The sequence below is a fragment of the Chryseobacterium carnipullorum genome, assembly GCF_003815695.1.
Taxonomy (GTDB): domain Bacteria; phylum Bacteroidota; class Bacteroidia; order Flavobacteriales; family Weeksellaceae; genus Chryseobacterium; species Chryseobacterium carnipullorum.
Window position 1 is genome coordinate 1,803,685 of the sequence record NZ_CP033920.1, and the last position, 15,487, is coordinate 1,819,171.

General features: G+C 36.5%; 11 protein-coding genes. All 11 read left to right on the forward strand.

Annotated features, from left to right (window positions below; all coding sequences use genetic code 11):
- Nucleotides 1-260 precede the first annotated feature (260 nt).
- Entirely contained in the window at nucleotides 261-2,819 is a 2,559-nt protein-coding gene (gene topA, locus EG346_RS08290) for a type I DNA topoisomerase (protein WP_123877970.1), read from the forward strand.
- A gap of 156 nt (nucleotides 2,820-2,975) precedes the next feature.
- Nucleotides 2,976-4,043 (forward strand): formimidoylglutamase, encoded by a 1,068-nt coding sequence (locus tag EG346_RS08295; RefSeq protein WP_123877972.1) that lies wholly within the window; start codon nucleotides 2,976-2,978, stop codon nucleotides 4,041-4,043.
- An 11-nt stretch (nucleotides 4,044-4,054) separates the two neighbouring features.
- Nucleotides 4,055-4,831 carry an SGNH/GDSL hydrolase family protein gene (locus EG346_RS08300; protein WP_123877974.1) on the forward strand — a complete coding sequence of 259 codons (777 nt, stop codon included), beginning with the start codon at nucleotides 4,055-4,057 and terminating at the stop codon, nucleotides 4,829-4,831.
- Nucleotides 4,828-5,814: a glycosyltransferase family 2 protein gene (locus EG346_RS08305; RefSeq protein WP_073335683.1), complete on the forward strand. Its 987-nt coding sequence runs from the start codon at nucleotides 4,828-4,830 to the stop codon at nucleotides 5,812-5,814. The genes EG346_RS08300 and EG346_RS08305 overlap by 4 nt, the downstream gene beginning before the upstream one ends.
- 116 nt (nucleotides 5,815-5,930) lie before the next feature.
- The gene (locus EG346_RS08310; protein ID WP_123877976.1) at nucleotides 5,931-7,058 is read left to right on the forward strand and encodes a glycosyltransferase family 4 protein; all 1,128 of its coding nucleotides are present in this window, start codon (nucleotides 5,931-5,933) and stop codon (nucleotides 7,056-7,058) included.
- 26 nt (nucleotides 7,059-7,084) lie between these two features.
- A complete protein-coding gene (locus EG346_RS08315) occupies nucleotides 7,085-7,924 on the forward strand; it encodes a polysaccharide biosynthesis/export family protein (protein ID WP_073335682.1) in 840 nt (279 codons plus the stop codon).
- Nucleotides 7,925-7,926: 2 nt separating this feature from the next.
- Nucleotides 7,927-10,425 carry a polysaccharide biosynthesis tyrosine autokinase gene (locus tag EG346_RS08320; RefSeq protein WP_123877978.1) on the forward strand — a complete coding sequence of 833 codons (2,499 nt, stop codon included), beginning with the start codon at nucleotides 7,927-7,929 and terminating at the stop codon, nucleotides 10,423-10,425.
- Between the two features lie 213 nt (nucleotides 10,426-10,638).
- Nucleotides 10,639-11,529: a type IX secretion system protein PorG gene (gene porG, locus EG346_RS08325; RefSeq protein ID WP_123877980.1), complete on the forward strand. Its 891-nt coding sequence runs from the start codon at nucleotides 10,639-10,641 to the stop codon at nucleotides 11,527-11,529.
- A 5-nt stretch (nucleotides 11,530-11,534) separates the two neighbouring features.
- Complete coding sequence (locus EG346_RS08330; RefSeq protein WP_073335679.1) at nucleotides 11,535-12,284, forward strand: undecaprenyl pyrophosphate synthase; 750 nt, start codon at nucleotides 11,535-11,537, stop codon at nucleotides 12,282-12,284.
- A gap of 27 nt (nucleotides 12,285-12,311) precedes the next feature.
- Entirely contained in the window at nucleotides 12,312-14,849 is a 2,538-nt protein-coding gene (gene bamA / locus EG346_RS08335) for an outer membrane protein assembly factor BamA (RefSeq protein WP_073335678.1), read from the forward strand.
- Nucleotides 14,850-14,858: 9 nt separating this feature from the next.
- The gene (locus EG346_RS08340) at nucleotides 14,859-15,419 is read left to right on the forward strand and encodes an OmpH/Skp family outer membrane protein (protein WP_073335677.1); all 561 of its coding nucleotides are present in this window, start codon (nucleotides 14,859-14,861) and stop codon (nucleotides 15,417-15,419) included.
- The last annotated feature ends 68 nt before the right edge of the window (nucleotides 15,420-15,487 follow it).

Here is a 15,487-nt window from a genome sequence, read left to right on the forward strand (position 1 = left end):
AAAGCAGAGCAGAATAGGGTTTCCTATTCTGCTTTTTTATCGCTTCTATATGTTTTACATCTATAATAATTGATGAAAAATTCTATATGATCTATTTTATTGAGGCTGAATTTTACCCTAAACCGTACGCTCTAAAGGACTTGATATCCTTAAAAAGGCCCTTGGGAACGCATCTTAAACGCATCTAAATATCAAATTAAAACGTTTTAACAAAAAGTATATAATAAAAAAGCTTTACTTTTGCAAAAAATTTTTTTAGAATGTCGAAAAATTTAGTAATCGTAGAGTCCCCGGCAAAAGCAAAAACTATTCAGAAATATTTAGGGAAGGATTTCGAAGTAAAATCAAGTTTCGGACACATCCGTGATCTTCCAAAAAAAGGAATGGGAATAGACCTTGCCACATTCAGTCCTGATTACGAAGTTTCGGCTGATAAAAAGAAACTGGTAACAGAATTAAAGGCAGCGGTAAAGAAAGCCGAAATGGTATGGCTCGCTTCCGATGAGGACCGCGAAGGTGAAGCTATTGCATGGCACCTTGCCGATGAATTGAAATTAAAGCCTGAAAACAGAAAAAGAATTGTTTTCCACGAGATTACTAAAAATGCCATTCTAAAAGCTATTGAAAATCCCAGAGATATTGACCAAAATTTAGTGAATGCCCAACAGGCAAGAAGAGTTTTGGACAGGATTGTAGGTTTTGAAATGTCTCCGGTTCTTTGGAAAAAAGTAAAACCGGGCCTTTCTGCAGGAAGGGTACAGTCTGTAGCCGTAAGATTAATTGTAGAAAGAGAAAAGGAAATTCGCGAGTTTATCCCGAAAGCAAGTTTTAAGCTGGACGGAATCTTTTTAAACAAAACCGAGCAGGAAATTTCGGCTAAACTTAAAAAAGACTTCGAAAAAGAAGAAGAAGCAGAGAAATTCCTTGAAAAAGCAAAAACTACAGAATTTAAAGTTCTGAATGTTGAAACAAGACCGGGAACACGTTCAGCATCTGCACCATTCACCACATCCACACTACAGCAGGAAGCCTCTTCAAGATTAGGATATAATGTGACCAATACCATGCGTCTTGCACAAAGATTGTATGAAGAAGGATACATTACCTACATGAGAACAGACTCTGTGAACCTTTCGCAGGAAGCTATTGAAGGCGCTAAAAAACAGATCACTTCAGAATACGGAGCTGAATATTCTTCCCCAAGAAACTATACCACAAAATCTGCTTCTGCGCAGGAAGCTCACGAAGCGATTCGTCCCACTGATTTTGCCGTAAAAAGTGTAAGTGATGTACAATTAAACAGATTATACCAATTAATATATAAAAGAACACTGGCTTCACAGATGGCTAATGCTAAAATTGAGAAGACCGTGATTGAAATAGGAGATGCATCATTACCCCAGCATTTTGAAGCACAGGGTGAGGTAATCATTTTCGATGGTTTCTTGAAGGCTTATGGGATCGTAAAGACAGATGAAGAGGATGAAGAAAATAATGAAAAACTTTTACCTAAAGTAAGTGTAGGCGAAATTCTAAGCTATAAAAAGATCACAGCTTCAGAGAAATTTACAAGACCTAGCGCAAGATATACGGAAGCAGGATTGGTGAAGAAGCTGGAAGAATTAGGAATTGGACGACCGTCTACCTATGCGCCGACGATCCAGACCATTCAGAACAGAGAATATGTAGATAAAAGAGAGATTGATCCTCACACCCGTGAAGTCGTCAAAATGTCTCTGATAAAAGATAAGATCAAAAAAGAAGTTCTTGAAGAAAAATTCGGGGGCGATAAAAATAAATTTGTACCTACAGATATCGGTGAAGTCGTTAATGATTTCCTGACCGATAATTTCAAAGAAATTCTGGACTACGGATTTACAGCAAGAGTAGAAGAAAGTTTTGACGAAATTGCCAACGGAGATCAGAAGTGGAAAGAAATGATGACCAATTTCTATTCAAAATTCCATCCAAGAATTGAAGATGTAGAAGAAAATGCAGACAGAGCGAATGGGGACAGACTGCTTGGAGTAGATCCTAAAACGGGTAAAAATGTTCACGCAAGAATCGGAAGGTTCGGAGCGATGATTCAGATTGGTGAAACTGAAGATGAAGAAAAACCTATTTTTGCTTCATTGATGACCGGACAGAATATAGCGACCATCTCTTTAGCTGAAGCACTGGAGCTTTTCAAATTACCATTTGAACTTAATGAATTTGAAGGGCAGGGCGTTTCAGTAGGAGTAGGAAGATTTGGACCTTATGTCAAATGGGGCGAAACATTTATCAGCATTCCTAAAGGCGAAGATCCTCTTTCTGTAAGCCAGGCGAGGGCAGAAGAGATCATCAACGAAAAGAAGAGAGCAGATGCACCCATCGCTACTTATAAAGGAGATCCGGTAACTAAAGGAACAGGAAGATTCGGACCGTTCATCAAATATAAAGACCTCTTCATTAATGTTCCGAAGAAATATAATTTCGACAATCTTTCACAAAGCGATATCAATGAGCTGATTGATGCCAAGCTGGAAAAAGAAGCCAACCGATACATCCAGCAATGGGAAAAAGAGAAAATCTCTATTGAAAACGGAAGATGGGGTCCTTTTGTTAAATTTGGAAAAGCAATGTTCAAGATTCCGAAGAAAAAAGATGATACAAAGTACGAGGCTGAAGAGCTGAAGGAAGTATCCCTGGATGAGGTGAAAAAATGGATCACGGATCAGGATAAAAATGCCTTTGCAGAGAAAAAGAAGCCGGCCGCCAAGAAACCTGCTGCTAAAAAAACAACGGCTGCCAAAAAACCAGCTGCCAAAAAGAAGTAATATCAGAATCAATATACAAAGCCGTTAACAGGAGTGTTAACGGCTTTTTTATGCACAAAAAACGACAGGGTAGATGAACTTGCTCGGGTTTTTTTGTATGTTTGTTCGATAAAGCAATTAATACATTAACTTATTCTCAAGTTTTCAGATTAAAATATGGATTTTGAAGATTTTATCATTTCACCACGAAATTTCAAAGCAGAAAGCTGGCAGATAGGCAGCCGGATCACGAAGGATATCAAAGAAGACAGCATTGTTCTTCTCTTTGTTTCGGATTACAGAGGAGCGGGAGGCGATGCGGAAGTGCAGGATTTCACAGCCGTAAGAAAAGAATTTTATAAACTTTCACAATTGGATTTTGAAATTCCTGTAGTAGATCTCGGAGATCTGGTTTCCGGAAAATCTGTTCAGGACTCCCATTATATTCTTCAGGAGGTTTTGTCGGCTTGTCATTATAAAAGAGCCATTCCTGTTATTATCGGAGGATCCAATGATTTTGCTTTCTCCCTATTTTCAACATTGAATTTTCATAAGAAAAATATCAATTATACCCAGATCAGCAATATTATTTCCCTGCAGCAGGGGGAAGCTATCAATGAATATACTTTTTTAGGAAAGATATTGGGATCTAAAAATTTTTCCATTAAAAACTATCACCATTTAGGATATCAAAAACATTTGAATGAGGCGGATTCAATAAGGCTTATTAAAGAAGTTGAATTTGATATCATACGCCTTGCCGAAATGATGAATTCTACGGAAAAGACAGAACCTTTTTTCAGAAAAACAGATTTGGTAACACTAAATTGTGACGCTATTGAAAGTTTCAGCGAACCTTTCTCTATGAATCCTCAGGTCAATGGCCTGAACAGAAGAGAAATCTGTGCCTACATGAAAGAAATAGGATTGAGCGAAAATTTAAAGTCTGTAGGAATTTTTAATTATAATATTTATTCAGAAAATCAGCTGAATCATCAGTTAATGGCACAAATGATCTGGTATCTGATCGAAGGAATTAATATCCAGCGCTCACATCCCCGAGAAAGACATTATGAGCTGTTCTATGTCTTGATTGATGAAGATCAGTATGCTTTCAAGAGAGATACCTTCAGTAATTTATGGTATTTTGGAGATGACGATAATATAGAAAACTGTATTCCGTGTTCCAGAAAAGATTTTGAAGACGCAAAAAGAGGAACGCTTAATCCCAGGCTGACCTTTTAAGTATACACAAGATGAAAAAAAAAATAGTATTAAGTATTGTTCTGTTGAGCGGAGTGTTCTGTGTCATCTATTTCTGGAATAAATACTCCTATGCCCCGGAGGAAGAATATTTTCCTTCAGACACAAAACCGGAAACGGGTTTACAGATTGGTATTATTGGAGATAGCTGGGTTGTCCGGCAGAATCTTGATTCTCTTCTGGAAAAAAAGCTTCTGGATAAAGGAATTCAGACGGAGATTTATTCATCCGGGAATCCTGGCGCTAAAACCAAAAGGATCTATGAAAACCTTTTCAAGGAGAATGGAGAAGAATTCTCTTCCAGAAAGGTAATCGAAAAAAAACCGGATTACTGCATTGTGATTGCCGGTGTCAACGATGCTGCAACCCATGTCGGCCCCGATTTTTATGCCCATCACATGATGATGATCATTAAAACATTACTGCATTATAATATCAAACCGGTGGTGGTTTCTCTTCCTGAATTTGGAATTGAAGAAAACTTTAAGAATAAGAATATAATAAGCAGCCTTAGCAATAAAAGTGCGGAATTATTTTTAAATGGAGGTGCTGAATTTAAGATACAAGAGTATAGAAAGGCGCTACTTGAAAATGTAAAGCATAATGGACTGGATAAAAAAGTAGTCATCTTAAATTTCGATGAAGTGACCGTTAATTTTGATAAAGACCGGAATTTATACGCAGATCCGCTTCATTTAAATAAACAGGGATATCAAAAGTTCAGTGAATTTTTAGCCAAAGGGATTGTTAATTTAGCAGATAAGAGATGATGGTTTCAATTATAGTTCCCGTATATAATGTAGAGAATTATCTTGCTAAATGTCTGGATTCTCTGGTTAATCAAAGTCTTCAGACGATTGAAATTATCGTTGTAGATGATGGGAGTAAAGATGGCTCCGGATTGATTATAGAAGAATATGCCCGGAATTTTCCGGATAAAATAAAAGCTTTTAGCAAAGAAAATGGAGGTTTAAGCGATGCCCGGAATTTTGGGCTGGAAAAAGCATCAGGAAAGTACATCGGTTTTGTGGATAGTGACGATTATGTGACTGAAAAGATGTTTGCAGAAATGATGCAGCTGGCGGAAAAGCATGAAGCCAAAATGGTGATCTGTAATATTCAGAAAGTGGATCAAAATGGAAAAGTCACTCAAAAGCTGACCCAGATTCCCAACATGCCTGAAAGAATAGAGCTGGATAATCATTTTTCCGTTTTTTCAGATCTTAGCTATTTTGCATGCAATAAACTGTTTAATAGAGAGCTTTTTGCTCATAAAAGATTCAAAGCGGGAGTGCACTTTGAAGATATCCAGCTGATCCCACAACTTCTTTTGGAATGTAAAGTGTTGGCTCAGACGCAGAGTTTTCATTATCAGTATCTGGAACGGACAGATTCTATTACAAAAACACATACAGAAAAGGGGCTCGATATCCTGAAAGCTGTACAAGATGTAGAATCCGTGTTTGAAGGATCAGAATATTCCTATAAAAGGAAAGAATTGAAAAACTTTCAGATTTTTGAAGGCGTGTATTCTTTTCTGGCTTATGTAGCTTTTGTAAAGAATGAAGAAATTTTCAATAAAATGGTTCATGAGCTCACTATTTTCAGGAAGGAAAGAAAAATAAAAATTCAAGATATATTGAGCTATAGTCGTTTTGGTAAGAATTATCTTTTATCTTTGCCGTTGAAAAAAAAGATTTTTTATCTGTTATTTTTTGCAGGACAAAAAAAATTGATAAGAAGAATGTTATAACACAAATGATAAGTACAATTATTTCGGTCAATACTAAAACTTTGACGGAAAGCCTCTTGTAAGGCACTGAAATAAGTTTTATTGGAGGGGTGGATGATGTGCTTGAAAAAAAAAGAATGAAAAATTTTGAATTGTTCTTAAGCGAATCAGGGATTTCTATTTTTTACGTGAAAATAGGGTTGGGCTTTCTGTTTGCTTTTTTAATTACCTTTTTCTCTATTCCCACCATCATTAAAATATCCAGAAGAAAGAATCTTATGGATGAGCCGGGGATAAGAAGCTCTCACCTTAGGAAAATCCCCAATCTTGGCGGGATTGCCATTTTTTACTCGATCGGGATTACGGCATCTATTTTTGCTTATGAACTCTTTGACCTCTATAAATTTTTATTTGCTTCATTAATTATTCTCTTATATATTGGAGTGATGGATGATATTGTCGTAATGCGGGCATATAAAAAACTTGTTGCTCAGATCGTAGTATCTTCTATTATTGTCATAGGATCAGATATTAGGATCAGAAGCTTATTTGGAATATTCGGAATATATGAACTGGGGTATATCATCAGTATAGTGTTTAGTATTATTACTTTTATAGTTCTGATTAACGCATTCAATCTGATTGATGGAATAGACGGTCTTGCCGGTGGATATTCCGTCATTTGTAGTGGTCTCTTCGGAATAAGCTATTATAGACTCGGCGAATACAATTATCCTCTGGTTGTTTTATCAGTGATCATTATTGGTACCGTTCTCGCATTTTTATATTACAATTTATCGAATTACAGAGCCAATAAAATATTTATGGGAGATACCGGATCCATGCTTCTCGGTTTTCTGCTGGCTTTTACATCCATATGCTTTATTGATATTTTTATTGATAAGGAACTTCCTAATGTTCCAAGGTATCACCTTCAGTCGGCACCAGTGGTAGCAGTAGCTATTCTTATTCTGCCCATCGTGGATACCCTGAATGTAATTATAATAAGGATATGCAACAAAAAGTCGCCTTTTGACGCAGATAAAAACCATATCCATCACAAACTTTTGAAATTAGATCTTACCCATAGACGTTCCACTTTTTATATTATTGTTTATTATCTTATGATTGTAACGGTGGCCTACTATTTAAGGCATATCAATATAAATCTACTATTACTGATTGTCCTTTTTTTAGGCTTTTTGGGAGCTTATCTACCAGATGTGATTTATCGTTTACGAAATAATAAGAAAATATCAATTTAATTTTTACTTTTGCAAAACATTCAAACATGATGAAGAACTTAAAGTATTTATTTTTACTATTACCCTTTTTTATTACCTCCTGCATCACCAAAAAAGATGTAAGGTATATGCAGCCCAGCGAAAGCCTGGTGATCAACGAAGAAGGACTTGTTCCCTACAATATTCCTACCTACAGGATTACCAAGAACGATATACTTAATCTCAATATTGTGACCACTCCCAAGGGAGATGCAGCTCAGTTTTATTCATCTCTGAATTCATCCGGAGGAGGCAGCTCTTCATTGATGGGTACGGGGGGAGGAGCCGGTACAGGAGGGAATATGAGTTTCTATTTCAACGGATTAAAAGTTGATTCCAAAGGAGATATTAATGTGTTCGGAATAGGATATGTCAAAGCTGAAGGAAGAACATTAGAAGATATTAGCCAGGAGCTTCAGGAAAAAGTAAATGAAAACTTTCAGGAAGGAAAGGCTGAAGTAAGGTTAAACACAAACGGAATAACGTACTATATTTTGGGAGACGTAGAAACCACAGGTCTTTCTGGAGAAAAAGTAGTACACAAAAATACACTTACCATCACTGAGGCACTTGCTATTAACGGGGGTCTGAACAGAACTATAGACAGAAAGAACATCGTCATTCACAGAAAATTACCGGAAGGAATCAAAACAGCAAAAATAGACCTTACCCGCGAAGATATCATGAATTCGCCTTACTATTATATACAGAATGGCGACGAAATCTATCTGAATACAAGAGGAAAGAGCTTAAACGGATTTGGAAAAGATCCTGTACAGACCTTAACTACTGGGGTGTCCGTGATTACGACAGCATTATCAATTTACCTGCTTCTTAAAAACCTTTAATCATGATTCCAGAGAAAGACACCAAAGTAGGTAAAAGCGAGCCCCAGAAGGATAAGTACGGATCGTTTGCATTATTTGATATAGAACATTTTGTAAGAAGAATACTCAAAAACTGGTACTGGTTTGTATTGATGCTGTTTATCGGTTATGTTATTTCCTGGGTATACAGTAAATATTATGCACAAAGTATTTATGCTTCAAACCTTTCTTTAAGCATATCAAACAATACATCAAGCTATTTTACCCCTAACCAGTCTATCAATTTTATCTGGGGACAAAACGGAAATCAGGACGGAGTTTATCTTAAGAAAATGTTATTATCAAGATCTCATAACGAGTTTTTGGTAAAAGAGCTTGATCTTTTCGTGAATTATTCGACCAAGGGTATCATCAAATCAACATATATTGATAAAACCGACTCACCAATTTTTCTGCAGATCGATAAAAAACATCTTCAGCAGATTAATTATCCTATTACCCTGATTCCAAAGGGAGGAGACTCTTATGAGGTAGTTCTTCCGGAGGAAGGTCAGTCTACCAGTTTGTATAGTTATGAATCCGAAGGTTTTCAGTCTATTAACGCATATGCCAAACCTGCGAATAAAATTATAAAGATCAACGAATGGTATAATTCCCCGAATCTTAGATTTAGGCTCCTTAGAAATACCGAAACTCCTAAAATAAAAGTTGACAATATTATTGTGACTCTTGGTTCTGTAAATCAAAGTGTGAATGATATCGTTTCTACCATAGGGGTAGAATTTGACAAGGAGATAGGGACAATTATGATTATTAATAAAAGAGGATTTAATCTTAATAGTACCGTCAACTTCTTAAATAAATCGGTAGCCGAACTTCAGAAAAAAAGACTGGCTGATAAAAACATCGTTAACAAAAACACGGACCTTTATCTGCAAAACAACGTAGATAATATCCGTAAAAAGCTGGATTCAAGTGCAGCGGTTCTGAACTATCTGAAAACTTCGGAAAAACTCTACAATATCAAAGACAGGGACGAAAAATCCCTAGATAAAATAAAAGAGCTTGAAGGGAGAAAAGCCGATATCGTGAGCAAGATTAGTTCTTTGAATAACATCAAAAATACACTGCAGGCTCAGGATTTCGAGAAAATGATCAGCACGAATGCTGCTGGTTTTGAAGATGGGTTCTTCTCTGCCTCTGTGACAGAGCTTAAAGCTTTATATGCAAAGAAAAGAGAAATGGCAATGATCTATAAGCCAAATTCTGAACCTATTAGAGAAATAAACAGGCTTATTGATGAGGCTAAAGCTGGATCATCCGGTTCTCTGAGAAATTATTATACGAAATACTATGATGAAATCAATAAAATAGATCAGCAGGTAGCAGAAGCCAATATTGATTTGAATTCATATCCTGAAAAAGAAAGAAAATATCTGGATGCAGAAAGAGGATACAGCATGATCGAAGCGACTTACAACAGTCTTTTAGGAAGGCAGAATGAAGCGCAGATGAAGGTGGCGACCAACCAGTCTGACATCACGGTAATAGACCCGGCAAAAAATCTGGGACAGGCTCCGATAGGTCCGAATGTGAAAGCAATAAAGATGGGAATTATGACCGGACTGCTATTGCTCCCATTTTTATTTATCCTGATAGGAGAAGTATTGGATAATAAGATCCGTAACATTAAAGAATTGTTGAGTGCCACAAAGATTCCACTTCTTGGTGTCATTGGAAATAATAGTAATGAAAATATGCTTACTGTTTTAGAACATCCGAAATCATCTGTTTCAGAGGCCTTCAGAGGAATAAGGGCAAGCATGAGATTTCTGATGGAGAATAATAGAGAAGACGGTAAAGGGAAAACGATTTTGGTTACTTCATCCATCGGAGGAGAAGGGAAAACATATATTTCTATCAACCTAGCTTCCGTAATAGGGTTAAGCGACAAAAAGACCATCCTGCTTGGAATGGACTTGAGAAAACCTAAGATTTTTGGAGATTTTAAAATTGATAATAAATATGGTATTTCAAACTATCTTACAGGAGAAGTAGGAATAGAACAAATCATTAATAATACCAATATTCCTAATCTTGATGTGGCTACTTCCGGACCTATTCCTCCCAATCCTTCGGAACTTTTAATGAGCAAAAGAAACATCAAATTTATAGAAGAGCTAAAAGAGAAGTATGATTTCATTATTATAGATTCGCCTCCGGTAGGTTTGGTAGCAGACTCTTATGAACTGATGAAGTATTCTGATGCCAATATTTATGTGGTGCGTCATGAATATACTGAAAAGTATATGCTGAAAATGATCACTGAAAAGTACCATAATGAGGAGATTAATCATTTAGGTCTCATTTATAATGACTATAATACAAAACAGGGGTACGGCTACGGTTATGGATATGGGTATGGATATGGTTATGGATATTTTGATGAAGACAAAAATTATGAAGAACCACTATTGATAAAAATACGAAATAAGATACAGACAATATTTAATAAAAAATAGCGTTTTAAACCCTCAGCAAATGGGGGTTTTCTTATACTGTCAGTATTTGGAATCTAAGGAAAAAAGAATATTTTTGGCACTTTGCCGTTTACTTTATAACAAATTATGTTTTTTTGTTTATTTTTAACTATACATTAAGAATATCATTAATATAAAAATGTTTTATATTTGCAAAAATTAAATTTTAAAATAACCATAAATCCATATTCTTTTATGAATAAAAAATTATTGTTTAGCTTTCTTGCCTTCCTTGGAATGGTAAGTGTTAAAGCACAAAGAAACGAATTGGGAGTTCGTCTAGGAATGAGTAACCTAGTTGGGGACGTAGGGAGGACCAATTACATTTTACAAAAGCCGTTGGATTTAGACAGAGTGTCAGAATGGGGATTCCCATTTTATGGAGGTTTATTATACAGATTTAATTTTAACCCGCATCAAACCGTTAGATTGGACTTAGGGTACAACCAGATCCAGTTCAGCGATAAAGCTGCGAAAGAAGAATATAGAGTGAATAGAAATTCATACGGAAAAAATAACGTATACGAAACCAGCTTAATGTTCGAATACAACTTTTTCCCTATCAATAACGAGCAGGTAAGCATGGTAAGCCCGTACATCTTCGGAGGTATTGGTGCTTTAATGTTTGATGCACCTAAAGCGAATCTTGTAAACGACTTTAGAAGAGATGCAGACGGAGTAGCACAGGCTCCTCTTAATGAACTGGATTTTACAAGTACTCCACAATATACAGTAGGAAAAAAAGTAACGATGCATATCCCTTTCGGGGTAGGTTTAAAATATAAGTTCAATCATAATTGGTCTATATTTGCAGAAGCTACATTTAGATATACATTAACAGATCAGTTGGATCACAGCAGGATTATGCCTAAGGATGTAACCTCCAGCTTTAATGCAGATATTTTAGATCCTGCTACTGGCGGTTCGCTGCTGCAGTCCGGAAACTATTTTGCAGTCTCTAAAGAAAGAGAGCAAGAACTTATTAACAAAAGAAATATTGGTGATGAAAGGTCTAAAGATTGGATGAATACAGTTAGTTTAGGACTCAGCTACTCATTCGGAAGACCACCATGTTATTGTGATTAATTAATATGTCGTTGATTAAAGATAAAATAAATTCTGAGAATTTACCGAAACACGTCGCCATCATTATGGATGGCAATGGAAGATGGGCAAAAACTCGTGGCGAAGAAAGAACCTTCGGTCACAAAAATGCCATTAATGCAGTAAGAAATGCCATTAATGCCTGTAATGAGATTGATATACCCTATCTAACACTGTATACATTTTCTTCTGAAAACTGGAGCCGTCCTGCAGATGAAGTAAGTACACTGATGAATCTGCTGGTGGAAACCCTGTTGCTCGAAGCTGAAGAAATTTTCAGCAAAGGACTCAGAATGCATGTGATAGGGAATCTGGAAAAACTGCCTCTCCTGGTGAGAGAACAGCTGGAACGTGTAGTAGAACTTACCAAAGAAAACACAAAAGGTAATTTAGTGCTGGCAATAAGCTACGGTTCACAGAATGAAATAGTAGAGGCTGTAAAAAATATCAGCTCCGATGTCAAAGAAGGAAAAGTGGATATTGAGAATATTGATGAAAAATTATTCGAAAGTTATCTTTATACAAAAGACTTTCCTCCTGTAGATCTTCTGATCAGAACGAGTGGTGAAATTAGAATAAGCAACTTCCTCCTTTGGCAGATTGCTTACGCAGAACTACAATTTCTAAATGTCCTGTGGCCGGATTTTACAAAAGATATCTTCTTCCAATGTATTGTTGATTATCAAAATAAAGAAAGAAGATACGGATTAACTGGCGATCAGATAAATGCCCAATAAATTTAAAGAAAAGAAAGACTCGATAAAATGAAGTTTAGACTATTACCCATCATAATGTTTGCTGCTTCGGCGCATTTTTATGGACAAGTAACTCCTCAGGACAGCACTAAAGTAAATAGTGCAGTACATGCCGAAAATGAAGCAGGAACTTACACTCTTAAAGACATTGTTGTAGATGGGGTAAAAAAATATACGCCAGCACAGATCTTACGATTTACGGGCTTAACAAAAGGCGAAGTTGTAGATATTCCAGGACAAAAAATCAGCAACGCTGTTAAAAAGCTTTGGGATACCCAGTCTTTTTCAGAAGTTGAAGTATATGTTCAGAGTATTGAAGGGCAAACCATAATTTTAAGATTCTACTTACAAGACCTTAAAGAACTTGGAGAAGTAAAATTCACAGGTAAAGGAATCGGTAAATCTAAAAACGAAAAACTGGTTAAAGACAATAATCTGAAGCCGGGAACAAAGATCACCCAAAACCTGATCTCCGGCCTTAAGACAAAAGTCCCTAAGGATTACGTGAAAAAAGGATTTGCTGATGCCAAAATTACCATTCAGGATAAGGTCAATGCAAACGATCCGTCTATGGTAGACTGGACCATCAATGTAGAGAAAGGGAAAAGAGTAAAAATCGACCATATCGAATTTGAAGGCAACCAAACGGTTACTGATGCACAACTTAGAAAAAAAGCCTTCAAAGAAACCAAACAAAAAAGATTTGGTATCGGAGGAATTCTGAAATCTTCTAAATTTATTGAAGAAAAGTATCAGGAAGACAAGCAGAGCCTTGTAAGCTACTATAACTCTTTGGGATATAGAGATGCTGCCATCGTTTCAGACTCTGTATGGAGAAACAAAAGAAATAACTACGAAATCAATGTAAAGCTTAACGAAGGGAAGAAGTACTATATCGGAGATGTTACATTCACCGGAAATACCGTTTACCCTACAGAATACTTACAGAGATTGCTAGGATATAAAAAAGGAGATATCTACGATGCGGTAGGTTTCAACAAAAAAGTTGGAGAAGACGGAGGTAAAGAAGACGATTCAGACATCAAGTCTATGTATATGAATAACGGTTACCTTTTCTCTAATATAACACCGGTTGAAAAATCAGTATCAGGAGATGCCGTAAACCTTGAGGTTAGAATCAATGAAGGGGAACAGGCTACCTGGAATAAGGTAACCTGGCAGGGGAATACCACGACTCATGATCATGTTATACTTAGAGCTTTAAGAACAAAACCGGGACAGCTTTTCAAAAAGACAGAAATTAAGAGAACCTATTTTGATCTTGCGGGGATGTCTTTCTTTGATCCACAACAGGTAGGTCAGGATATTCAGCCAAACCAGCAGGATAATACAGTAGATATCAATTGGAAACTGGTTGAAAAAGGGTCTTCCCAGGTGCAGCTACAGGCTGGTTACGGTGGTAACAGCTTTATTGGTACCTTAGGACTTACCTTCAACAACTTCTCTTTGAAAAACTTCCTTAAATTTAAAGACTTTAAGCCAGTGCCTCAGGGAGATGGTCAAACTTTATCCATTCAGGCACAGGCAGGACAGTATTTCCAAAACTATGGCGTTTCATTTACTGAACCTTGGTTATTTGGAACGAGACCTACTGCCCTTTCGGTAAGTTTAAATACTTCCAGAGTAAAATATAGTGACAGTAGTGGTGGTAGCCAGAAGCTTAACATCTTCTCTGCATCAGTTGGTCTGAACAGATTACTGAACTGGCCGGATGACTATTTCTCATTATACACCGGAATCCAGTATCAGAATTATAAATTCAGTAACTATCCATTCCAGTTTGGGGATACCACAGAATACTATGGGGATGCCAATAACTTAAGTCTTAACTTAGGTTTAAGCAGAAACTCAGCAGGTATCGACCCTATCTTCCCAACAATGGGATCAAATATCGAAGTTTCCGCTAAGTTGACCGCACCTTACTCTTTGTTCAGTAACAAAGACTATTCTACAATGTCTCCTGTTGACAAGTACAAGTGGATGGAATTCTATAAAATCAAGTTCAAGGCTGATGTATATAACGAAGTTGCCGGAAAACTGGTGTTGAGATCTTCTGCTGAAATGGGATTTATGGACGGCTATAACAAAAAACTGGGTGCTCCGCCATTCGAAAGATTCTACGTTGGTGGTACAGGTTTGTTTGGAGGTAGATATGACGGTCGTGAATTGATTCCTTTAAGAGGATACGAAAATGCATCTACATATGGAGGAGAAGTGGATGATATTACACAAAAAGGAGGTGGTACAATCTATAACAGATTTACACTAGAATTAAGATATCCGATCTCGATGAATCAAACCGCTAAAATTTATGCACTTACCTTTGCTGAAGGAGGTAACGTATGGAACTCATGGAGCACATACAACCCATTCCAGCTGAAAAGATCGGTAGGTGTTGGGGTCAGAGTATATATGGGGGCTTTCGGTTTGATCGGATTTGACTTTGCTTATGGATTCGATAAGACCGTTTCCGGAACAGAGCCATCTGGATGGAAGACTCACTTCTTGATGAACCAATCATTATAATTCATACCTATGAAAAACTTTAAAATCATTTTCACATTTGTACTTTTACTGCTTTTCGGGTTTTCAAATGCCCAGAAAATAGGAGTGGTGGATACAGAGTATATTTTAAATAAATTACCTCAGTACAAAGAAGCCGAAGCGAGATTAAATTCACAGATCGATACCTGGCAGTCAGAACTTCAAAATCTGCAGTCTGAGTACGAAAGAAAAAGAGCGGCATTTGAAAGTGAAAAAGTTTTGCTTATTGGAGACCAGCTTAAACTTAGAGAAAAAGAAGTAGTAGATCTTGATAAGAATATAAAAACGACTACAAGCTTACGTTTTGGAACCAACGGGGAAATTACAAAGTTGAGAACAAATCTGGTAGTACCTTTTCAGGATCAGATCTGGAGCGCTGTTAAAACAGTGTTTGAAAAGAATGGATTAGGCATAGTTATTGATAAAAGCAACACTAATGTGATTATCCATCAGCCCAGATATGATTATACAGAAAAAGTATTGGATGTCTTGTTAAAAGGATCAAAAGGATCTGATAAAAAAGAAAAGACAAGTAGTAAAAGTAAAAAGTAACTTTTTTAAATTAACTTTTACCTTAAATTAAAATCTAAAAACAAATTAAATTATTTATTTTACCAATT